Source organism: Desulfonatronospira sp. MSAO_Bac3 (genome assembly GCF_003838035.1).
GTDB lineage: Bacteria > Desulfobacterota > Desulfovibrionia > Desulfovibrionales > Desulfonatronovibrionaceae > Desulfonatronospira > Desulfonatronospira thiodismutans.
Genome location: NZ_QYZY01000272.1, coordinates 1 through 21,323 on the forward strand (window position 1 = coordinate 1; position 21,323 = coordinate 21,323).

20 protein-coding genes and 1 tRNA gene are annotated in these 21,323 nt (G+C 52.1%); 10 read left to right on the forward strand and 11 right to left on the reverse strand.

Annotated features, from left to right (window positions below; genetic code table 11):
• Positions 1 to 32: 32 nt before the first annotated feature.
• Entirely contained in the window at positions 33 to 2,156 is a 2,124-nt protein-coding gene (locus D5S03_RS09205; protein ID WP_287043629.1) for a radical SAM protein, read from the reverse strand.
• Between the two features lie 335 nt (positions 2,157 to 2,491).
• On the opposite strand from D5S03_RS09205, the gene D5S03_RS09210 reads away from it, so the two are divergent.
• Together D5S03_RS09210 and D5S03_RS09215 are read left to right on the forward strand one after the other, a co-directional pair.
• Entirely contained in the window at positions 2,492 to 7,180 is a 4,689-nt protein-coding gene (locus D5S03_RS09210; protein ID WP_287043630.1) for a PAS domain-containing hybrid sensor histidine kinase/response regulator, read from the forward strand.
• A complete protein-coding gene (locus tag D5S03_RS09215; RefSeq protein WP_287043632.1) occupies positions 7,177 to 8,109 on the forward strand; it encodes a diguanylate cyclase in 933 nt (310 codons plus the stop codon). Before D5S03_RS09210 ends, D5S03_RS09215 begins: the two co-directional genes overlap by 4 nt.
• A 186-nt stretch (positions 8,110 to 8,295) precedes the next feature.
• Here D5S03_RS09215 and D5S03_RS09220 read toward each other — a convergent pair whose 3' ends face one another.
• The 9 genes from D5S03_RS09220 to D5S03_RS09260 all read right to left on the reverse strand — a co-directional run bounded on the left by D5S03_RS09220 (position 8,296) and on the right by D5S03_RS09260 (position 15,104).
• Positions 8,296 to 8,676, reverse strand: coding sequence for a DUF4168 domain-containing protein (locus tag D5S03_RS09220; RefSeq protein WP_287043633.1), 381 nt, complete (start codon positions 8,674 to 8,676; stop codon positions 8,296 to 8,298).
• A gap of 481 nt (positions 8,677 to 9,157) precedes the next feature.
• Positions 9,158 to 9,739 carry a TetR/AcrR family transcriptional regulator gene (locus D5S03_RS09225; RefSeq protein WP_008870639.1) on the reverse strand — a complete coding sequence of 194 codons (582 nt, stop codon included), beginning with the start codon at positions 9,737 to 9,739 and terminating at the stop codon, positions 9,158 to 9,160.
• 56 nt (positions 9,740 to 9,795) lie between these two features.
• A complete protein-coding gene (locus D5S03_RS09230; RefSeq protein WP_008870638.1) occupies positions 9,796 to 10,203 on the reverse strand; it encodes a Ros/MucR family transcriptional regulator in 408 nt (135 codons plus the stop codon).
• Positions 10,204 to 10,439: 236 nt separating this feature from the next.
• The gene (locus tag D5S03_RS09235) at positions 10,440 to 12,236 is read right to left on the reverse strand and encodes a ferrous iron transporter B (RefSeq protein WP_287043635.1); all 1,797 of its coding nucleotides are present in this window, start codon (positions 12,234 to 12,236) and stop codon (positions 10,440 to 10,442) included.
• The gene (locus D5S03_RS09240; RefSeq protein ID WP_008870636.1) at positions 12,229 to 12,540 is read right to left on the reverse strand and encodes a FeoA family protein; all 312 of its coding nucleotides are present in this window, start codon (positions 12,538 to 12,540) and stop codon (positions 12,229 to 12,231) included. Before D5S03_RS09240 ends, D5S03_RS09235 begins: the two co-directional genes overlap by 8 nt.
• A 407-nt stretch (positions 12,541 to 12,947) precedes the next feature.
• A complete protein-coding gene (locus tag D5S03_RS09245; RefSeq protein WP_287043636.1) occupies positions 12,948 to 13,610 on the reverse strand; it encodes a class I SAM-dependent methyltransferase in 663 nt (220 codons plus the stop codon).
• Positions 13,611 to 13,872: 262 nt separating this feature from the next.
• Entirely contained in the window at positions 13,873 to 14,304 is a 432-nt protein-coding gene (locus D5S03_RS09250; RefSeq protein WP_008870634.1) for a Fur family transcriptional regulator, read from the reverse strand.
• A 343-nt stretch (positions 14,305 to 14,647) separates the two neighbouring features.
• A tRNA-Ala gene (locus tag D5S03_RS09255) sits at positions 14,648 to 14,723 on the reverse strand.
• Positions 14,724 to 14,828: 105 nt separating this feature from the next.
• The gene (locus D5S03_RS09260) at positions 14,829 to 15,104 is read right to left on the reverse strand and encodes a YciI family protein (RefSeq protein WP_287043637.1); all 276 of its coding nucleotides are present in this window, start codon (positions 15,102 to 15,104) and stop codon (positions 14,829 to 14,831) included.
• Positions 15,105 to 15,216: 112 nt separating this feature from the next.
• Here D5S03_RS09260 and D5S03_RS09265 point away from each other — a divergent pair, with 112 nt between their 5' ends.
• Genes D5S03_RS09265 through ruvA form a run of 4 tightly spaced genes read left to right on the forward strand, consistent with a single transcriptional unit; the run spans position 15,217 to position 17,729 of the window.
• Positions 15,217 to 15,813, forward strand: a complete 597-nt coding sequence (locus tag D5S03_RS09265) for an RlmE family RNA methyltransferase (protein ID WP_008870631.1) — start codon at positions 15,217 to 15,219, stop codon at positions 15,811 to 15,813.
• Positions 15,814 to 15,856: 43 nt separating this feature from the next.
• The gene (locus D5S03_RS09270; protein WP_287043640.1) at positions 15,857 to 16,606 is read left to right on the forward strand and encodes a YebC/PmpR family DNA-binding transcriptional regulator; all 750 of its coding nucleotides are present in this window, start codon (positions 15,857 to 15,859) and stop codon (positions 16,604 to 16,606) included.
• Between the two features lie 2 nt (positions 16,607 to 16,608).
• Positions 16,609 to 17,121, forward strand: a complete 513-nt coding sequence (gene ruvC, locus D5S03_RS09275) for a crossover junction endodeoxyribonuclease RuvC (protein WP_008870629.1) — start codon at positions 16,609 to 16,611, stop codon at positions 17,119 to 17,121.
• 23 nt (positions 17,122 to 17,144) lie between these two features.
• Positions 17,145 to 17,729 (forward strand): Holliday junction branch migration protein RuvA, encoded by a 585-nt coding sequence (gene ruvA, locus D5S03_RS09280; RefSeq protein ID WP_287043641.1) that lies wholly within the window; start codon positions 17,145 to 17,147, stop codon positions 17,727 to 17,729.
• On the opposite strand, the gene D5S03_RS09285 is transcribed toward ruvA, so the two are convergent.
• Positions 17,726 to 18,355, reverse strand: coding sequence for a hypothetical protein (locus D5S03_RS09285; RefSeq protein WP_008870627.1), 630 nt, complete (start codon positions 18,353 to 18,355; stop codon positions 17,726 to 17,728). The genes ruvA and D5S03_RS09285 overlap by 4 nt on opposite strands.
• Positions 18,356 to 18,698: 343 nt before the next feature.
• Here D5S03_RS09285 and D5S03_RS09290 point away from each other — a divergent pair, with 343 nt between their 5' ends.
• From D5S03_RS09290 to D5S03_RS09305, 4 genes are all read left to right on the forward strand, one after another.
• Positions 18,699 to 18,962 (forward strand): c-type cytochrome, encoded by a 264-nt coding sequence (locus D5S03_RS09290; RefSeq protein WP_008870626.1) that lies wholly within the window; start codon positions 18,699 to 18,701, stop codon positions 18,960 to 18,962.
• 47 nt (positions 18,963 to 19,009) lie between these two features.
• On the forward strand, positions 19,010 to 19,333 hold the full coding sequence (gene cutA, locus D5S03_RS09295; RefSeq protein WP_287043644.1) for a divalent-cation tolerance protein CutA: 324 nt from the start codon (positions 19,010 to 19,012) through the stop codon (positions 19,331 to 19,333).
• Positions 19,334 to 19,426: 93 nt separating this feature from the next.
• On the forward strand, positions 19,427 to 20,353 hold the full coding sequence (locus D5S03_RS09300; protein WP_287043645.1) for a carbohydrate kinase family protein: 927 nt from the start codon (positions 19,427 to 19,429) through the stop codon (positions 20,351 to 20,353).
• A gap of 150 nt (positions 20,354 to 20,503) precedes the next feature.
• On the forward strand, positions 20,504 to 21,323 hold an 820-nt coding region (locus tag D5S03_RS09305; RefSeq protein ID WP_287043647.1), incomplete at its 3' end, for a phosphotransferase.

Sequence of the window (21,323 nt, forward strand, 5' to 3'; positions counted from 1 at the left end):
CCATGAGTCACCACCGAGGAGCCCCTGAGTGGTTACATTATTTTTCTGGTGCCGGCCAGGCTGGCAATGTATTTACCACGATTGAACCGATTGTTGTACCTGAAGATGGTATCCACCAGGCCCATGTGCAGTGTACCAAAGGCTTCCACGTACCTTTTGCTGAGCCATCGGTAGTATTTTTCCATGCTTTTCATGCATTGAGGGAAACATATCCTGATCAATTCATCTATGTATCGGTCTGCCTGACCGTCAAAATAGTTTTCCATCTGCGGGGGCGGTCCATTGAGGATGGGCTGGTACTGCTGAACAAATACATATGCCCCGGGCAGGGAACGTAAAAATTTGAACCGTTCCAGGTCCTGGGCAAGGGTGGTATTGTAGCCGTACATGCAGATGAATTCAACGTTGTTTTTGCTGTTGAAAGCAAGCAGTTCGTACTTCCTGCGCAGGGACTGGAGGTTGGAATCGTCATTTAAGCTGAAGTGATAAACGCTTCTTTTAAAATTGACGTTGCAGGCCTGTATTCTTCGAAGCAGCCCGGCCCGGGACTCGTCCACCAGGCTCAGGTCCAGGGTCTGGTTGAAGTTGACGGCGATTTTCCTGGCGGCCAGTTCCTGAAGCAGTTTTTCGCATTCAGGATGGGCCAGGATGTTGTCGTCCAGAAGAATCAGTTTTTTCCGTCCCTGGACCAGGGACTTGACATCGCTTACCTGGCGCGGCCTGCCTTCCTTGACCGGGACAATGCAGAACGGACACTTGAAGGGGCAGCCCCGGGTCAAAAAACCCAGGGCCCGCTCCTGAAGCTCAGGGTAGAGGTCAAAATCGGGATCCTTTGCCTCTATGTCTGCGGGCAGCCTCATGTGCAGGTCCACTCCTGAACCGCCCCCACAAAACTTCTGCCCGTAAAACGACTGCATTTTAAAAAAGCGTCTTCTGGAAGAATCCAGATTGAATACACAGCTGGCAAATACCGCTTCAGCATCAGGCACGCAGGCCTCTTTTCTGGCCAGCTGCACCGGGTATCCTTTTTCCCTGTAATGCCTGGCAAGCTTCATCAGGGCCAGGTTGGGCAGCCTTCCGTCCACGTCCACCATAAGCATGGTCCCCGGAGACAAAGGAGATGAAGGGGCTGAGGGCGTTGTCCTGGGCGGATAGTGCTGGTGATAGTCCTTGAATTGAGGCAGAGTGCCCCAGGAAAAATTTTTGTAGAAATTTTGGTAAGCCAGGGGCGAGAGAGCCACGATAAACTGCATGGCCGGGAATACCTGTTCCAGGAGCTTGATCCAGTCCGGGAAATAATCTTGCGGGCAGTACTTTTCCGGGCTGTCCAGGATCATAACCCCGGGAAAGTGCAGGGGGTTGGGCTGGCTGGGCAGGGCGTCATGCAGGTGCCTGGCGGCGTCCATTACCGGCAGCAGCGGCAGCTTGAGGTGTGCCGGGACCTGTTCCCACAAGGCAGCAATGTCTGCATCCTTTTGCATCCATGCACTGGTCTGCAGGCCGAAACAGGCCGCAAAAAATCTCTGCAGGTCCCCCAGGATACTGGCCGGCATGTAGCGGCGGCACCTGACCGCCCGGTAATGCAGGCTGGCCAGAAAGGAAGGTGCATGGGTCAGTCCGGCCCGGCTGTCAAAAAGGGAATGAATGCGTTTGAGCTGGAAAAAGGGGTCATGGAAATCAAAGTCGTGGTCAGCATTAGACAGGTTTATGCCGCTGCCATAGGCAAAAACAGTATGCCTGGAAGGAGGACACCATTTTGAAAGTTTCAAATAAGGGTACTTATCCGGCAAAAGCCGGGCCTTTTCCCGGCCAAGACGTCTGGGCGCACCTTTTTTTGTTATGGCCACAGCGCTTTTTACCGGGCCGGATGCAAATACAGTCCTGTTTTGAGGGATGTGGCTGCGCCAGCAAAGCTCAAGGTGCAGATTTTTTTTCCTGGTTTCCACCAGACTTTTCAGTTCAAAGTCCAGCCGGTTCAGAAAATCAGTACACCCACTGCAGCTAAGGGCCACAAGCCTTAGCAGTTCCTCTTGCAGGGGAGCATGGCTTTTTTCTATGACGTTCCACCGCCCCGGGGTTTCATGGCTGCCGGAAAGGGAAAAAACGCCCTGTTCATTCAAAGCGGCATTGTCGTATTGTAGTTCCAGAATATACATGACAAAGGGATGCCGGCGGATTAACCCAGTGTATCAGGTGTTTTTACAGGCTGATCAAAGTCCGGGATTATAAATAAGAGGTGCAGGGTTGGCAATGTGTTTTGCACATGCTGGGCATACACAGGCAAAGTATGACCAGCGGGCAGGCTGAATCCGGTTGTTCTTCTTGACTTTAATCCGCCCGGCTGGAAATATCCAGGACTGTGTCTTCTGGTAAATGCTAACTATTCTGGATGCTGCTTATTTGTATCGGGGAAAATGCCCTTAGAGGCCGAAACGGCTGCCCCCTGAACCTTATCGCAGCTCAACCTCCAAAGAGATGACAAGAGAGAAAAATGAATACCGGATCCTCCAGCCAGAATAAATGGCTGATCCATTCCCAGCGCCTGGCAGCAGTGCTTGTGCTGGCAGGTATCCTGCTAAACGTAGGCTTACTTTCCTTTATGCAGATAAAGCCGGAAATTGTTGTACATACTTCAATGGTGATAGAAGGGCTTTTTGTTTTTCTGGTGGGTGGTATCCTGATATTTATTTTCTGCTGTCGTCATACGTGGATGCAGGGGCTGGAAAACAGGTTCCTGGTCCTTTTTATCCTGGGTGTGGGCATGTTGTTTCTGTATGCGGCAACAGACTTTGCAAGCAATTTCGTGCTGACCGCTTCTGGTGATTTTGTGCATGTGTCTGTAGAGATAGCCAGGCTGGCAGCCATTTCCCTGTTGGTCATATCTGCAGGTCTGTGGATCAGGGATCTCATGAGGACACGTCAAATGCTTCTTAGAAATGAGAAAAGACTTGAGGATAGCGAGCAGCGTTTTCGAGACGTTGCCGAGGCCGCCGGGGAATACATCTGGGAGATAGACCCTGGAGGCACTTACAGTTTTTTGACTCCCAGGGTGGAAGATGTTCTTGGTCGCAGGGTGGATGAAGTGCTTGGCCGCTCTCCTTTTGATTTCATGCCGCATGAAGAGGCCCGAAGAGTTGAAAAAATGCTGGCTGGCTGGGCTGAGAAAGGCGAATCCTGGCAGGGGTTGGAGCATCAATCAGTACGCCCGGACGGCAGGATAATCTGGCAGCGGGTGAGCGGGATGCCTGTCAAGGATTCAGAAGGTGAGCTGAAAGGATTCAGGGGCACCGGGCTGGATATTACTGCAGAAAAGGAAGCCAGGCAAGCCACGCAGGAATTGACAGAAAGGCTGCGCCTGGCCACTGAAGCAGCTGAACTGGGCATATGGGACCTGAGAATTTCCGATGGGTACTTAGAATGGGATGAGGGCATGTTTCGCATTTACGGGGTCAGCCGGGATGATTTCACAAATTCTGTTAAAGACTGGACCGATGCCCTGTTGCCTGAATACCGGGAACAGGCGGAGCAGGATTTTAAGGCAGGGATTGCCGGCCAGGGAGCTTACCGGTCCGAATTCAAGATCCGTAGAAAAGACGGTGAGATAAGGCACATACGGGCTATGGCCCAGTCCATTCATGATGAGACAGGCAATCCGGTGCGGGTGGTGGGCATTAATGAGGACATTACAGAGCAGAAGATGGCGGAACAGGAGCTGCGCCAGGAAAGAGACTACTCTTCCCGAATTATCCAGATGTCGCCTGCGATAATATGCGGCATATCCTCTGATGGGACCTGCAACTATGTCAATCCGGCCGGGGAAAAAGTTACGGGCTACTCAGCACAGGAGCTGGTGGGTAAAGACTGGTGGTCTACCCTGTACCCGGGAAGCTCCTATGAACAGGTCAGGCAGTTATTCCAGGACATGCAGAATGGACCGGTTCAGAACCATGAGATGACCCTGACCCGTAAGGACGGACATGAGCGCATAGTCGAATGGAACTCTTTGAACCGGTTGGACCAGGAAGAAAACTTACTGGAAGTGGTGGGTTTCGGCCACGATATCACTGACAGGAGAATTGCGGAAGAAGAGCTTTTCAAGAGGCAGGATGAACTTGAGAAGACCACCCGGGAGCTGGAAGGTTTTTTTGATGTCACCCTGGGCCTGCTGATGATAGCGGATTTCCAGGGACGTATCCTGAAGCTGAACCGGGCCTGGGAGGATATCCTGGGGTACCCTTTAAACGAGATCGCCAGGAGCAATCTGTTTGATTTTGTGCATCCCCGGGACCAGGAAAAAACCCGCGAAGCCATGAGCAGTCTGAGCCGGGGCGAGCATGTCAGGGACGTGGTCAACCGCTACCAGCACAAAAACGGCGGCTACATCTGGGTTAGATGGCAGGCCAGTTCCCGGGAAGGTCTCATTTATGCCTCGGCCAACGACATAACCGAGTCCATAATGCTTCAGGAGAGGCTTGCCCAGGAGAAAGATTTCCTGCAGCAGATAATTGACAGCTCTCCCAATCCTATCTTTGCCAAGGACTGGCATGGCCGGCATACCCTGGCCAACACCAGGGTTGCAGAACTTTTCGGAACCACCAAGGAAGCTATGCTGGGCAAAACAGACTACGATATGACCGCCACCGAGGAGGAAATACAGGCCTTTCTCCAGGATGACCGGGAGGTTATGCTGAGCGGCAAGCAAAAATACATCTCCCAGGAACAGTTGACCGACAGCCAGGGGCAGGTGCGCTGGTTTCAAACCACCAAGGTTCCGCTGATGCTGTCCCATGACCCGGAAAAACGCCAGGTAATGGGCATAGCCACAGACATTACCCATCGCATAGAAAGCGAACATCGGGTTCAGCTTGCCAGAGAGGAAGCCGAGGCAGCCAACCGGGCCAAGAGCGATTTCCTGGCCAACATGAGCCATGAAATCCGCACCCCCATGAATGCGGTAATAGGTTTAAGCCAGTTGCTGCTGCAGACCTCCCTTGATGACCGGCAACGGGATTACCTGAATAAAATCAGCAACTCCTCGCGCATGCTGCTGGGCATCATCAACGATATCCTGGATTATTCCAAGATTGAGGCAGGCAAGCTGGAACTGGACATGCACACCTTCAGGATGGATGAACTGCTGGATCAGATGAAGACCCTGTTCGGCTCCACTGCAGAAGACAAAGGCCTGGAAATAATATTCAACATCTCCACGGATGTTCCCAGAATACTCAAAGGTGATTCCCTGCGCCTGGGACAGGTGTTTACCAACCTGCTGGGCAATGCTGTCAAGTTCACGGAAAAAGGTCACGTGGAACTGGCGGTTCATAAGTCAGAGGTCAGAAGTCAGAGATCAGAGGTCAGAGAGCAGGGGACAGAAGTCAGAAGTCAGGATCTGGGACAGGGGACAGGGGACAGAGGTCAGGGGTTAGAGGCAGCAGACCGGGACTCTGAATCGAAAATAGTCCGGTTGCTTTTTGAAATAAAAGACACCGGTATCGGCATGGATGATGAGCAGGTCCAGAGGCTTTTCCAGCCATTCTCCCAGGCAGACACCTCCACTACCCGCAAGTACGGGGGCACAGGGCTGGGCCTGGTCATCAGCCACAAGCTTGTGCAGCGCATGGGCGGCCGGCTCCAGGTTGAATCCACACCCGGGCAGGGCAGCAGGTTTTATTTTGAGATTGATCTGCCAATGGCCCCGGAAGCCGAAACAACTCAAGAGTGTATCGGGTTTGACAGCCACAGGGTACTGGTGGTGGACGACCATGAAGCAGCCAGGCAGGTTCTTCGAAATATTCTGGAAAGCTGCATGTTTCAGGTGAAAGAGGCCCATGACGGCCGGTCGGCTGTCGACGCGGTAGTGGCTGCGGACAGGGCGGGCGAGCCTTATGAATTTGTTTTCATGGACTGGAAAATGCCCGGCGAACTTGACGGGCTGCAGGCTGCCAGGGAGATTGACAGGCTGTATGCCGAGGGATTTTTAAAAGGCAACAGGCCCCCTTTTGTGGTGGTCAGTGCTTACCAGCGCAGTGAACTGCCGGAAGACAGTGTTGAATGCTTCAATTGTTTTCTGAGTAAACCTGTTACCGCCTCCTCAATATTCAACGCCATTGCAGAGGCCACCGGCAAAGCGCCTTCTTATACCCGCGATGACGAGCAGTTTACAATACCCTCTTTTCAGGGATATTCCATCCTGCTGGCTGAAGACAATGCCTTGAACCAGGAGGTGGCCTGGCAGATGCTGGAAAAGACCGGGGCCGCACTGAGCCTGGCCGCAAACGGTGCCGAGGCGGTGGAAATGGTTGAGGCCGGCAGCTTTGACCTGGTGCTCATGGATCTGCAGATGCCGGTCATGGACGGTTTTGAGGCTACCAGGAAAATACTGGAGCGTTTCCCGGATCTGCCGGTTATAGCCCTGTCCGCCGCTGTAATGGAGGAGGACAGAAATAAATCCAGGCAGGCCGGAATGCGGGACCACCTGTCCAAGCCCATAGAGAGCACCAGTCTTTACCGGACCCTGGCCAGATGGCTGCAAGCCGGAGATTCAGTCAAAGTCCAGAAAATGGAGCCTGAGCAGGACTCATCCCTTCTGCCCCGGTCTCTGGAAGGTTTCGACCTGGCCCAGGGGCTCAGATCTGCCGACAGGGACTCCGGTTTTTACCACAGGATGCTGCTGCGTTTCCGGGAACAGTTGAGCGGTGAGTTTGCCCGCATTGATGAAGAGCTGGACAAGGGAAAAAGCGGAGACGGCCCAAGGCTTGTGCATACCCTCAAGGGCCTGGCCGGAACAGTCGGGGCCGTGCGCCTGGCTGAAGCTGCCAGCTTCATAGATCTGGCCTTTAAGGAGAACAGGGAAATAACTCTGGAACTGCGCCGGGAACTGGACCATGCTATGCAGCAGGCCCGGACAGAGCTGGACGGCCTGGAAAAAGCTCCAGGTCAGACCCGGGAAGTCGACCAGGAAGAGGGTGTGGCTGCCATGTCCAGCATGCTGCAGCTGCTTAAAAACAGCGAGATGGTCCAGGACGAGCTTATCGAGGCCGTTACAGGTTTTTTGCGCAGCCGGGCAGGGGTAGAAGAGGTTGACGAGCTGGCCGGGCTGGTGGAAAACTTTGAACACGATGCTGCCGTCGTAAAACTGCTGGAACTGGCTTCAAGATCAGGAGTAAGTATAGAATGAGTTCCGACGAAAAAAAGGAAAAAAGATCAGTACTTATAGTGGATGACCAGCCGGACAATATCCATGCCCTGGGAAAGCTCATCAAAGATGAATACAGGATAATGGCGGCCACCAGCGGAGCCAGGGCCCTGGAAATAGCAGAAAGCGACAACCCCCCGGATCTGATCCTGCTGGACGTAATGATGCCGGAAATGGACGGGTACGAAGTATGCCGCAGGCTGAAACGAAACGAGAAGACCAACTCCATTCCGGTAATTTTTGTGACCGCCATGGATTCTGCCGAAGACGAAGAGACGGGCTTCAACCTGGGTGCGGTGGACTACATCTCCAAGCCTTTCAAGCCTACCATAGTCCGGGCCAGGGTCAAAAACCAGATGAACCTCAAGATCAAGACGGACATGCTGGAAAAGCTGTCCATGCAGGATGGCCTGACAGAAATCCCCAACCGGCGTTTCTTCGAGGAAAACCTGGCCAGGGAGTGGTCGCGATGCATGCGCAACGGCCTGCCTCTATCCCTGCTCATCATGGATATTGATAATTTCAAACCCTACAACGACAACTATGGCCATGGAGCAGGAGATGACTGCCTGAAAAAAGTAGCAAACGTGATCAAAAATACTCTGTCCCGCCCCACGGACCTGGCCGCCCGCTACGGGGGCGAAGAATTCGTGGTTCTTCTGCCCGAAACCCATGCTGCAGGAGCCCTTCACGTGGCTGAAGAGCTGCGGGCAGCAGTGCAGGGCCTGGGCATCACCCACGAGCACTCTCCCACAGCATCAGTAGTCACCATAAGTGTGGGAACGTCCACCCACAGTGCAGAAAGCCCCATGAAAAACAAAGAACAGTTGCTGCAGCTGGCGGACGAGGCCCTGTACCAGGCCAAAGAATCCGGCAGAAACCGGGTTCAGTCTTCGTATCTCGATTGGTGAGGAGGGCAGGGGACAGACAGGCACCCCGGCACTTATTTTATGGATGCTTAGCTTCGTGCTGCGCGCTTCGCGTTGTTCGTGTGACAAAAATGGACTTTTGCAGGCTTATCCTGCTATGCCCTGAGTGCGGCACAAAATTATCAGCGTCCGCGGGTGATAAGAAGTCACCCGGGACGCTGTCGGGGATCAGTAAAAATCGGCAAGAAGTTCATCGTCTTCCTGGACGTGGTAGCCAATGCCTCTGTAGGTTTCTTCATCAAGTCCGGCATCATCAATGGCTTCCTGCATTTCTTCCACTGCCTCACTTCTAAGGTCTTCGTAAAGAACGCCCTCGGCGTCATGCAACAAGCTGGTATACTCAGCCCTGATTTCCTTGAGTTCCTTGGAAGCCTGCACAAACGCCTGCAGGTCTTCATGCTCTATATCATCGGCTGAGAGTTCGGTTTCTTTGTCGATCTCGCTTTCAAAAACATCATCGTAGTTTGATGCATGTACAGCCCCAAGACTGAAGACAAAAAGTACAACGCTGAAAAGAGCGGTTGTAATAAATAATTGATTTTTTTTCATGATGCGACCTCCTTTAGTTTGAAACTCAGTGCCGGTTCACAGCTTTGCAGGTACAGAAACATTGTGATTGTATGCGGCTTCAAACATAAAGCATGTAGTGTGCCAAAAAGAAAAAACTTTCTGCCTGCATTTAAAAGTCCTGCTGGTGGCGAATTTCTCCGGCGTACAGATTTTCCGGTTAAGCCTCCTCCGGGCTTGCAATAAAGTCTCATGTGTCAAAATAAAACAGGGTCGGAAGGCAGCTTGAAGCAGCATGCCGGGGAGGATGGATGTATCTGCAAAAAGTTTTTTGAGCGGGTTTTACAGGCGGCAATTATCTGATTCTGCTGACCCCTTAAACATCATTTCTGGCTGCATTTACGCCGGGAAGCGTGACAGAAGGATTTCCAGCAGGCGCATCTTCCAGGGGGAACTGCTGTTCATCCAGTGTACAAGAATAGTGCAGAATGCCGGCCGGTATGCAGGGGTGCGGCTATAGTGATCAAGATTTCACCAGAGATTTTCGGCAGAATTCTATAGTGCCCTGCGTGTCGGGCTGAGAGTCTTTCTTTCTCATAATTTTCATGCGCATGAACTCGTTGGCCAGACATAAAAGAATAAGGGCCGTTTGCTCCACAGGGTGCGCGTCAAACTCTTTTTTTGCATTGCCGGATTCCAGACAGTCCTGGATATAGGATGACACCATCTGCTGCTGTTTTTCCAGGATATCCCGGCAGGCATGTTGTTTCTGCATAAGCTTGCCTGGGCAGTTGGAAAGGATCAGCCTGGCATTCTGGGGATGCTCTTCAGCAATGTGAGAGTGCAGCCTGATGAGGTTGGCTATCTTGTCAAACTCTGTCTGGGTGTTTTTGGGCAGTTCGTCAATATGTTCGGCGTATTTTTGAAACACCTCTGCCAGGATGTATGTAAAAATTTCTTCTTTGCCCTTGAAATGGTAGTAAAGAAGGGGTTCAGTGACTCTGGTTTCCCTGGCGATCTGCAAGGTGGTGGTGTTGTCGAATCCCTGGGAGGCAAACAGTTGGGCGGCAACCTCCAGAATCTTTTTCTTCTTGTTTTTGGCCATTTTCTTTTCCTTTGAAAAATCAAAGCCCTCACACAAGGGTGAGGGCGTGGTTTGGTTTATCTGCCGGGCATCTTGATTTCACGTTTTTTCCACAGTTCCATGTCCTGCATTTTTTTGCGCCGCTCACGGGCCAGTGATTTGGCCACAAGGGACTGATTCTTCTTGTAGCCCCATTTGGCTTTGTATTCTTCAGGAGTCATGTCATGCTTGGCAAAATGCTTTTTTGTCAGCACCTTAAAAGACTTGCCGCACTCAAGACAGGTTATGCTTTTTTCTTTAATTGCCTTTTTGGGGTCCACAGAAGGTTCCTGGGAATCTTTTTCCTGTAATTCATCTGTTTTGGAAGCTTCCTGTATCCCAGCAGACAGGGATTTGATCATGGAATTTATCTCTTCTTCTGTCATGTTCCGCACTGCGGCCTGGGCTTTGACGATCTCCAGAGCCTGTTTGACGTGGTCTTCCATTTCTTCTCCTTGGTTGTTTTTTAAAGGATTTAAAGGTTGTTACCCGATGCATTATACTTGTAAGATGCATGTACGTGGTATTTTTCCGGGACAGATATAGAGACGTTTGCCTTACTTCAGAATTAAAGTCAATAAGTCTATTCACAGCATCAGCTCAAATCAAAGCACTGCCTGAATCCGACATTGCCTGCAGGCATGGCATTATACTGGTAAGGAATGATATCAGGTAGAAAAGATCATCCGAATATCCAGGCCAGAAATTCCATGCGGGCGAATATGCCGCCTACGATGAAGGCTGTGGCACTGGTGGCGATGAGCATGAAAAAAGCGGTTTTTATGCTGAACTCCCTGGCCAGGATAGCCACGATGGCTATGCATGGCACGTAGAAAAGCCCAACAGTAGCGCCCACGAAGAGCTGCAGTGTGGTCAGGTCCATCTCGATGAGAGGGAGGACGGCCAGTTCCCGGCGCATGATGCCCAGGATAAGAGGTACAGATGCCTCCTGGGGCAGCAGAAGCCAGTGTTCCACCAGGGGGCTCATGAAACGCCCTGCGGCAGCCATGATACCCGTTTCGTAGAGTACGGAGGCAATGCCTACGGCCACGACCATGGGCAGGGCCCCGTCTGTAACGTAGCGCTTGAACCTGATCCAGATCTTTTTGGCCAGTACGTCCCGGCGCGGGGGCAGAAGTTCGGGGATTTCCATGATGGTCAAAGGCCTTGGTCCCTTGAGGGCCTTGTCCATGATGAGCCCGGCCAGAATCAGGGCCAGAAAGGACAGGCCGAACACAGCCACCACCACGCTTACGGATCTCTCGGCCAGCATGGCGATGAAGGCCCCGGTCTGGGAGATGCAGGGAACAGCCATACAGATCATGGTGGCGATGATAAGTCGTTCTTTGCCTGTGGCCAGGGCCCGGGTGGCCAGGATGCCGGGAATGCCGCAGCCGTATCCCAGCAGCAGGGGAATTATGCTTGAGCCCTGCAGGCCGATCCTGTTGAGCAGTCCATCCAGGAGTACTCCCAGGCGGGGCAGGTAACCGCTGTCCTCCAGGGCGGCCATGACCCCGTAAAAGGACAGAACATAAGGCATGACCAGGGCGAAGGGCCATTCGATACCCTTGACCAGGAAGCCGTATTCGCCGACCATGATGTTTTGAATGGTGCCGGGAGGGACAAAGGCCTGGACCACGGCAACTATTTGCGGAATAACCAGGTCCCGGAAAAAAGGCAGCAGTATCAACTGGCGCAGCTGCATCCCGATGCCGATGATCAGGGCAAAGGCGATTGCCAGGATGATTATGGCCAGGGGCAGGCCCGGCCAGGGCTGCACCAGCTTTTCCCCCCAGCGACGCCTCCTGGAACTGTTCTGGGAGGGCCGGCCGGTGGTGACTTCCCTGGAGAGCTTCTCGGCCATGCTCCAGTGTCTGTCCTGGCTCCAGTCCAGCCTGGGCTCAAAGGGACGGTCCAGGGAATTGCGGATTTCATTTTTTAATTCCTGAAAGCCTTGTTTCTCCACAGCCACCATGGGTACTATGGGTACACCCAGGCGGCGGGAAAGCCCTTCCCAGTCGATGTGTATATTTTTGTCCCGGGCCAGATCCACCCGGTTGAGGGCTACCACAGTGGGCAGGCCGAAGCTTAAAACCTGGAAAAGAAGGTAGAGGCTGCTTTCGAGGTTGTTGGCGTCCACCACGCAAATGACCGCGGAGGGGGCGGAGCCCAGATCTTCGGCGCACACGTCGCTTTCTTCGCGGCAGTGGGAGCAGGTGCTCTGGGTGCCGGGTTTGTGCTGTCCGCGGAGCATATCCACAGCCACCTGCTCGGCCTGGTTGGTGGCATTGAGGGTGTATGTGCCGGGTACATCCACCAGGACCACGTCCCGGTCGTTTATCCCGGCTTTGCCGGCGACAAACTCTACAGTGGTCCCGGCGTAATTGGCGCAGCTTACACTTAACCCGGTGAGATGGTTGAATATTACGCTCTTGCCCACATTGGGCGGGCCCATGAGCAGTACATGGGCCTTACTCATTCTCTGGGCAGAGGTCGAGCTGTTTGCGCAGCTTTATCTGCCTGGCAACGGAGCGTCCCAGGGCGGTATGCCTGCCTTCTATTTCAGCAACCAGAGGGCCTCCGAACCTGGCCCTGCAGCGCAGACAGACTTTTTTTCCGGGTCTGAATCCCAGAGGTTCCAGAAGGGCCTGATCAGGTATGGAATCGATTTCGCCTTCTTCATCCAGCTGCAGGCAATCCAGGGTTCTCAGGTTTTGGCATTCGGGGGGTCGGTGCGGGCATTCCTGTGTGTCTTGTTTGCGGCCAAACCACATCTTAAACATTTCAGGCTCCTTTATTTTATTGGGAAATATTATTTTACTGTAAGTGTTCACCTTAATGATATGACCTCCAGTGGTCCGGAAATTCGGCAAACAGGACGTAAAAACTCGCTCCAAGGAAGCGTAAATCAAAACCTCTTCAAGTTTTTTAATCAGCAAAGCTTCAATTATATTATGCTTTGAATTAAGTTGGGGTGTTTAACGGTTTTGATTAACGCTTCCTACGTCGCTCAGACAGTTTACGCCCAGTTTGCCGAACCCCCGGCCCCTGGCTTTTCGTCCGCAGGTGCTGAATAGCTACATTTTACTCAGACTTTCATGCTGATTTTCAATATCATTAACAGGTAAATATAAAAAGTCAAGGGGTTTGACTTTGAATGTAGTTATCAAAGGATATTTTTTAAAAAAAGTCAAGTCCTTTTTTCGAGCTCTTGAGTGTTTTTTTCCGCCGGCATTTCCTTGATGAGGACCACGCTTTTCTTGCCGAGCATCTGCTTGACCCGGAGGCTTTTGCAGCCGCATTTATCTGAAAAGTTGTCCGCGCCGGGGTAATAGCTGCAGAGATAATCCCTGGGATCCCTGAAGACTATCCTGGACCCGGGGCTGACATGCTCCATTACTCTATTGAGTACAGGGCCCATGGGCCGTACATGCAGGGAGAGCCAGACAGCATCAAACCCGGTAAAATCAAGGGTAGTACCGCAGCCGGAAGCAAGACTGACCTTATTTTTGGTGCCGGACTTTTCCAGGGCTCTTTCAGCCCAACCAAGGGTGCCGGCGTCCTGGTCAACGGCGGTAACCCTTGCGCCGAAGCCGGCAAGCCCCATTGCTGTCATGGGCAGGGGGCCGCATCCTACGTGCATGACCTTCATGCCGGGTTTTATTCCCGAGGCCTTGATTTCGCTTTGCAGCATCTTTTTATAGAAAAGCCTGTAATATGCCCGGGCAAAAAAAGGCCAGGCGCTTCCAATGGTCTCCAGGCGTTTGATGAAGTTCAAAAAAATCTTGTCAAAACTTAGTTTTGCCGTGCCGAAGGCGTAGGCGGCTTCTGTGGACATGGGTTGGTTGTTCATTTGAGCCTCTTGTCAAAATAAGGTTTTAAGTTGGGCTGCAGCTGGAATCTGCCTGCAGGGTTATAAATACACATACAGGGCGAAAAAGTTTTGCCATATCCCCCATGCAGGGTTTATTGCAGTTATTTTTGATAGTTAAGCCTCTTTGCCTTTGTTTGATTTTTGAGCTGATTATCAATATCAATGATAGCCTGAAGATAATTTTTATCCATTGGCTTCTCCTGATTGTTTCCGGAATAGACTTTTTTAAGAGTTCTGAAATCTACTTGCCGCTGCACTCGGCGCAGTAGCCGTAAAGATACATGCTGTGCTCATTCAGGGTGAATCCGTGCTGACTGGCCAGTTCTTCCTGAAGTTTTTCTATGCGGTGATCAACCACCTCTACATTTTTTCCACATTCCTTGCATATCAGGTGGTCGTGGTGACTCTGGCCATAGTAGGGCTCATATCTGGCAACACCATCCCCGAAATCAACTTCCCTGGCAATGCCGGCGTCTGAGAGCAGTTTGAGGGTGCGATAGACAGTAGCCTGCCCAATGGACCGGTCCTGTTCCCTGGTTTTACGATACAGCTCTTCAGGGGAAATATGGCCCTGGGTATTCCAGAACACATCAAATATTATGGCCCGCTGAGAAGTAAAGCGCAGTTTTTGTTTGGCCAGATACTGAAAAAACTGTTCCCGGGCGTCCTGCATTGTCTCTCTCCCTGATATTGAATATCTTTATCTGCATGTTTCAGGCTTTGTCAACACAAAATTTTAATAAACCCTTTTGCGGACGAAATTTATATGCAATCCTGAAAAAAATAAAGTTTTTTTGTAACTGCCCACCAAAAAAATACCTGTTTTCTGGATGGGTAAGGGTGCCGGGTAGGGATGGAGTTGCAGGGTAACCATTCAGGGGATGCCTTGTGCCAGGAGCTACAACTGAGTGCCCCTGAATGGTTACGCTGTAGGGATAAGAAGCATTTTTGTTTTGATGAAATAGATGGGGTAAGCTGGATGTTTATATCTGCAACTACTTGAAATTATTAACTCTTGGTGGAGGCGGCGGGACTTGAACCCGCTACCTCAGCCTTGCGAAGGCTGCGCTCTCCCAGCTGAGCTACGCCCCCATTGAGAAATTTTAAACACATTATCCAAAACGTATGCTTTTGGCAAGGCGCAAGCAGGACTCCCGGTGGTTGCCCTGTTGCGCCTGTTTGACATGCAGGTAGGTGCTACATGACTTTTTTTACCCGCATAGCTTCCCGGGTCGCAAAAAGCCCTGCCTTTACATAAGGGTCCTGGTCCATAATGGAGTTGACCTTTTCCACGTCTTCGGTGTCGAAAATAATCAGGCTGCCGTTCATCTCTCCCTGGTCATCCAGAAGAGGCCCTGCAAAGTGGATCAGTCCCCGGTCCTGCAGATCTTTTAACATGGCTACGTGTTTTTCCCGCTGGGCCTTCCTGGTTTCCAAGCCGCCCGGCCTGTCCTTGCCTATGAATACTACCATTGAATCCTCCTTTTTTTGTGCGTATATGTTGTGATCATCTTTATACTTGCATCGGTGCAGCGCATATCATATATGATGTCAGCAGGCTCCGACGTATTGGGAAATCTTTGTTATGAAAAAAATCCGCGATCACTATTCCAGGCAGGCCAGGCAGGATAATTATCCGGCCCGATCTGTGTACAAGCTAAAAGAAATGGACAGGCGTTTCAGTCTGCTGCGCCCCGGACAAAAGGTCCTGGACCTGGGGGCATCGCCTGGTTCCTGGTGCAGCTTTGCGGCCCAGAAAGTCCAGTCCAGGGGATTTGTTCTGGCAGTGGACCTGAAGGAACCTACACTGTCATTTCCGCAGCATGTAGTTTTTATTCAGGGAGACATTATAAACGACAATGCGGCAAGGGAGCAAGTCCGGGATTTTGCCCCGTTTGACCTGGTTTTAAGCGATATGGCTCCCAAGACCACGGGTATAAAGATAACCGATCAGGCCCGGTCTCACGAGCTTGCCCGGGAAGCATTCGACCTGGCCCGGGAGATGCTTGGGCCAGGCGGCAGCATGGTGGTGAAAATATTTGAGGGCCCGGACGTACAGGAACTGGGCAGGGAAATGAAGGCCTGCTTCAAGCGCGTCAAGCATTTCAAACCCAAAAGCTCCAGGGCTGAAAGCAAGGAGATTTTTCTGGTGGGGATGGAACTGGTTCAGCAAGAAGTTTGATATATGTCAGGATGTTTACCTATAAAAACAGGAGAATTCATATATGGCAGGACACAGTAAATGGCACAATATCCAGCACAGAAAAGGCAGGCAGGATGCCAAGAAGGGCAAGATCTTCACCAAGGTGACCAAGGAGATCATGCTGGCTGCACGCGACGGAGGAGGGGAGCCGGACAAGAATCCCAGACTGCGGGCGGCCATTGATTCGGCCAAGTCCGCAAACCTGCCCAAGGACAAGATTGAGACAGCCATTAAGAAAGGCACCGGAGAACTGGCCGCGGACCAGATTGAAGAATCAATATGCGAAGGCTACGGTCCCGGGGGAGTGGCCATGCTGGTGCAGATAGCTACAGACAACAAGAATCGCACCGTGGCCGAGGTAAGACATCTTTTGAGCAAGAACGGCGGGTCCATGGGCGAATCTGGTTGCGTGGCCTGGATGTTTGATCACAAGGGTGTTTTGTCTTTTGACAAGGAGAGCTACAGCGAGGAACAGCTCCTGGAGGTCGGCCTGGAGGCAGGGGCCGAGGATATCATCGACGATGGGGAAGTCTGGCAGGTTCGCTGTGCGCCTGAGGACTTCACCCCTTTGCAGCAGGCTTATCAGGAGGCCGGAATGGAGGTAAGCGAGGCAGAGCTGACCATGGTGCCTCAGAATACCGTAGGGGTGGATCCAGAGACTGGGCGAAAAATCCTCAAGCTCTATGAGGCCCTGGATGACCTTGATGACGTCCAGAATATTTACACCAACTTTGAACTGCCGCAGGAACTCTTGCAGGAACTGGAGAATTAAGCGTGACCAGCTCTTCTTCAGGGCTGGTCATCCTGGGCATTGACCCGGGCTCCAGGTGCACCGGCTACGGAGTGGTGCGGGAGACATCCGGCTGCCTGGAGTTACTGGGTACTGGAACCATCAGGACCAATGGTCAGGATGACCTGAGCACCAGGCTGGATACAATATTTACCCGCATCTGTTCGCTTATCCATGAGTTTTCCCCGGACCAGGCCGCTGTGGAAGAGGTTTTCACCTCCAAAAATGCCTCCTCGGCTCTGAAGCTGGGCCAGGCCAGGGGGGCGGTGATAGTTGCCTGTTCGCACCAGAAAGTGCCTGTTTATTCCTACGAGCCCACCCTGGTCAAGAAATCCCTGGTGGGCGGCGGCCGGGCGGGCAAGGAACAGGTGGCCTTCATGGTGGCCCAGATGCTTGGGTGCAAACCCAGGTGGGCCCAGGATGCAAGCGATGCCCTGGCGGTAGCCATAGCCCATCTTAATCAGCGCCGGGCAGCAGGGTTTGGAGGTTTTAAATGATCGCTCTTGTCCGGGGGACCCTAGTGAGCTTTAATGATAAGAGCTGCCTGGTCATGACCGCTTCCGGGCTTGGCTACGAGGTGCATGTTTCCGCCATGGGACTGCAGAATATGCCCGGACAGGGGGAGGAGCTTGAGCTTCATACCAGCATGGTGGTCCGGGAGGATGCCCTGGACCTTTATGGATTTTTCACCCGGGATGAGCGCGAGACCTTCAATGTTCTTCTCAATGCACCCAAGCTGGGTCCCAAAACAGCCCTGGCCATACTGGGGATTTTTTCCCCTTCCCAGATCCAGAAAATCATCAATACCGAGGATGAGGCCGCCTTGACCCAGGTCCCGGGAATAGGCTCCAAGACAGCCCGCAGGCTCATTCTGGATCTCAAGGACCGCCTGGGGTTCATTTCCCCGCAGCACGAAGACCCGCGCCCCGCCCCTGGTCCACGCGGCGTGCGCCAGGATGTACTGGCCGGCTTGACCAGCCTTGGTTATTCAGCTGCAGAAGTGACCCCGCTTCTGGACGAGGTCCTGGAAAAAGAGCCGGATCTGGATGTAAGCTCGGCCATCCGGGCTGTACTCAAGGAAAAAGCCCGGGAAAAGCTTGGTTAGAACCTCTGGCGCAAACCCAGAAGATAAAAGTCAGAAGCACCTTCAACCCCGCCGTACAGACCGAAAACCCCGGAGCGGTGATGAATGCGGTAAGTCAGGCTGGTATCCGGAAACCGGGGCAGAGTTAACTCGAGCTCGAAAGCCAGGTAATTGAGGATGTTCTGGCTTTTGCCCCTGTCGGTCTGCAGTTCGCGCTTTGGGGTTTCAGTGGTGGCTGAGACTCCGCTTCCAACGGCCAGGGTGGTGTCAATCCACTGGTCCCAGGGAAATGTATGGTAGCGCACCAGAATGGCTCCTACAAACTCTTCGTAGTCCTGGCGGCCGGTTTTATGCTTGCCGTGATGCTTGGCAAACATGCCTTCAAGTTCCCAGGAAAAATGGTCCCAGAACCTGCCCATTTCCCGGGCCAGGGCCAGGCTGTGCATGTAGTTGCTTTCCAGCCTTCCAGGGACGTTGAAGATGGCCTGCCCCACGGTTCGGTCGGTGTACATGCCGCTGGACAGGGTCAGGCTCCATTTTTTTTCCTGCCTGGCCTGTCCGTCCTGGTCCTGTTCAGCGGCAACCAGGGCTGGATGCAAATGCCAGGCAAAAACTAAAAGCAGGCAGAACAAGAGCTGTTTTTTCATGATTTGTGCGAGGCTTGTTTATCATTAATACGATCAGCTACTTAAAAGCATATATCTTAAAACATAGTGTGTGTAAACAGCCCGGACTCAGCCTTTTTTCTGGAGTCAGTAGCCGGACGGCTTTAATTTTGCAGTCTTTTTCCCGGCCGTTTGCATTGCAGGTTTAAATGGTTTATCAAACACGGTAGATAGGGGGGCTGGGTTATTTCAAGAGACAGTCCCCGTGCCACATGCAAAGATAAACAGCTGTCGGCCAGATGATTGATTCGTTGTTCAGAAGTCAGGAAAATAAAAATTAATAATGACAGGTTGTTATGCGAATCGGGTGGTTAAGGAGGATGTTATGAACAGATTTTTGATTTTTGTTTGTGCTGTTGCTGTAGTGCTGTTTTTTTCCCTGAGCATGGATCTCAGGGCCGGCAGCCATGAAAAGGGGGAGGAGCTGGTATCTCAGAAGTGTTCTACATGCCATGGACTGTCCAGGGTGCAGGATGCTGATAAGTCACTGGAAGAGTGGGACAGTACCGTAGACAGAATGATCAGTTATGGTGCAGGTATTTCCCAGGACGAGAAGCAGGCAGTGGTGGAATACCTGGCCGGAATATAGTCCGGCAGATTAGAAAACAAAACGAAATTCCGGTATGGAGGTGCCATATGTCTCATGTATTTGCATACATCACAGCCGCAGATATGCAGGAAGCTAAGCGTGTGGGCCGGGCCCTGGTGGAAAACGGTCTTGCAGCCTGTGTCAACGCCCTGGACAACATGACTGCCATGTTCATGTGGAAGGGACAGATGGAAACCGAAAAAGAGGTGGTTCTCCTGGCCAAAACCAGGGAAGATCTCAAGGATAAACTGGTGCAGAAAGTTCTCGAGGTGCACAGCTATGAATGCCCCTGCGTGGTTTTTGTGCCCATTCAGGGCGGGCATACTGAATTTCTGGACTGGATTGATACAGAAACCGGAAAAAGTGGATGAGCATGTTGATCAAGGCCTAAAAATTATTAATTTGTAACCATTTTGACCCGGCCTTGCCAGGTAGAAGGGTCATGAAAACAAAGGAAGGTTGAAATGAAGATTTTGGTTTCGGGATCTGTTGCGTATGACCGCATCATGCCTTTTCCGGGCAAATTTGCAGACCACATCATGCCGGACAAGATACATATACTGAATGTATGTTTCCTGGTGGATGGACTCATTGAAAAGTTCGGAGGAACGGCAGGTAATATAGCCTTCACCCTGAAGCTTCTGGGTGAAGACCCCGAGATCCTGGCTACTGTGGGAAAGGATTTCGGCAATTATGAAGCATGGATGCAGAAACATGGTATCAGCCGGGAAAGCATCCGGGTCATGGAAGAAGATCTTACGGCGTCCGCCTATATAACCACAGACAAGTCGGACAACCAGATAACAGGATTCAACCCGGCAGCCATGAACCATTCCTCACAGTTCAACTTTGACCGGATTGCCCCGGAAGATACACTGGCCATAGTATCCCCGGGCAACCTGGACGATATGTACAATTACAGCCGCAAATACCAGGAGAAGAAAGTACGCTACATATTCGATCCGGGCCAGAATATACCGGCTTTTTCCGGGGAAAAGATGCTGGATATGATCAGCGGTTCATATATTCTCATAGCCAACGACTATGAACTGGAAATGATCATGAAGAATACGGGCAAAAGCAAAGCAGAGCTTCTTGAATATACTGAAAATATTATTACTACCCTGGGTGAACATGGCTGTTCGGTGCTAAACGGCGGGGATGACGCTGTACTGCCCGCGGCCAGGGTGTCCCAGGTGGTTGACCCCACCGGTGCAGGGGACGGATTCCGTGCCGGGCTCATCAAGGGCCTGGCCGATGGAAGAAGCGTGTCCGAGGCGGCAAAAGTGGGGCTTACCAGCGCAGCCTATGCAGTGGAGCACCACGGCACCCAGGAGCATTATTTTACTCCTGAGGAATTCTGGAAAAGGTATAAAGATAACTTTGAATAAGATCCAAAGCGGGCTATGCCCCCAGCACAGGTAGTCGGTTATCAGTTACTGGTCACCAGGAAAGACCGATAACCAGTAGCTGATAACTTTCTGGTTTTAACCAGCAAGCAAATATTGCGCAAAGTTAGAAAATCCCCGGGGAGGTGCAGCATGTCCAGTACAAAAGACAGAAGTCCGGCCCTGCAAATAGACTTGAGCAGCCTGCAGGATTATCTGCAAAAGCAGTTCGGAACCGGGGCCAGGCTCATTGAGGCCGGGGAAATGGGCTCTGCAGGCAAGCAGGGCATGAAGGAATTCGGCTACGGCAAGCCCCTGCACATCAGGTTTGAGCTTGATGGAGAGGAAAAGCAGGCCGTACTCTCCACTATGCGCGGTGACAGTTTCGGTCACCAGTTTTACTGGGACCGGGCGGCGATTCTCATGTTCCAGTACGAAACCGGGGAAAGCATGGAAAAACATGTAAGCTCCCTTGGTTTCGGGTACGTGGACAAAAAGGACAACCTGGTTCCTGTGGTGGAGCCCAGGGAGTTCTTTATCCTGCATGAAATGGCTGAAGGATATGATTATTTTCTGGACCTGGAGCGCATTAAAAAAAAGGGACTGAAGCAAAGCGACCTGGAACTGACCAAAGAGTTTTCCCGCTGGATGGCCCGACTGCACAGCCGCAGGCTTGATGATGCGGATCTTTACCTGCGCCGCATAAGAAATCTTATCGGCGCGTCGGAATGCATTTTCGGCCTGGTGGATTCCTACCCTCACCCTTATGACCTGTTTCCTCCGGAAAGGTTTGAGGAACTTGAGTGCAGGCTTATTTCCTGGCGCTGGAAACTGGGCAGCTTTACCCATCGCCTGGCCGCGGTGCACGGGGACTTTCATCCATGGAATGTACTTGTCCAGCCTGACGGCGATTTCCGGGTGCTGGACCGCAGCCGGGGGGAGTGGGGAGAACCAGCCGACGACATCACCACAA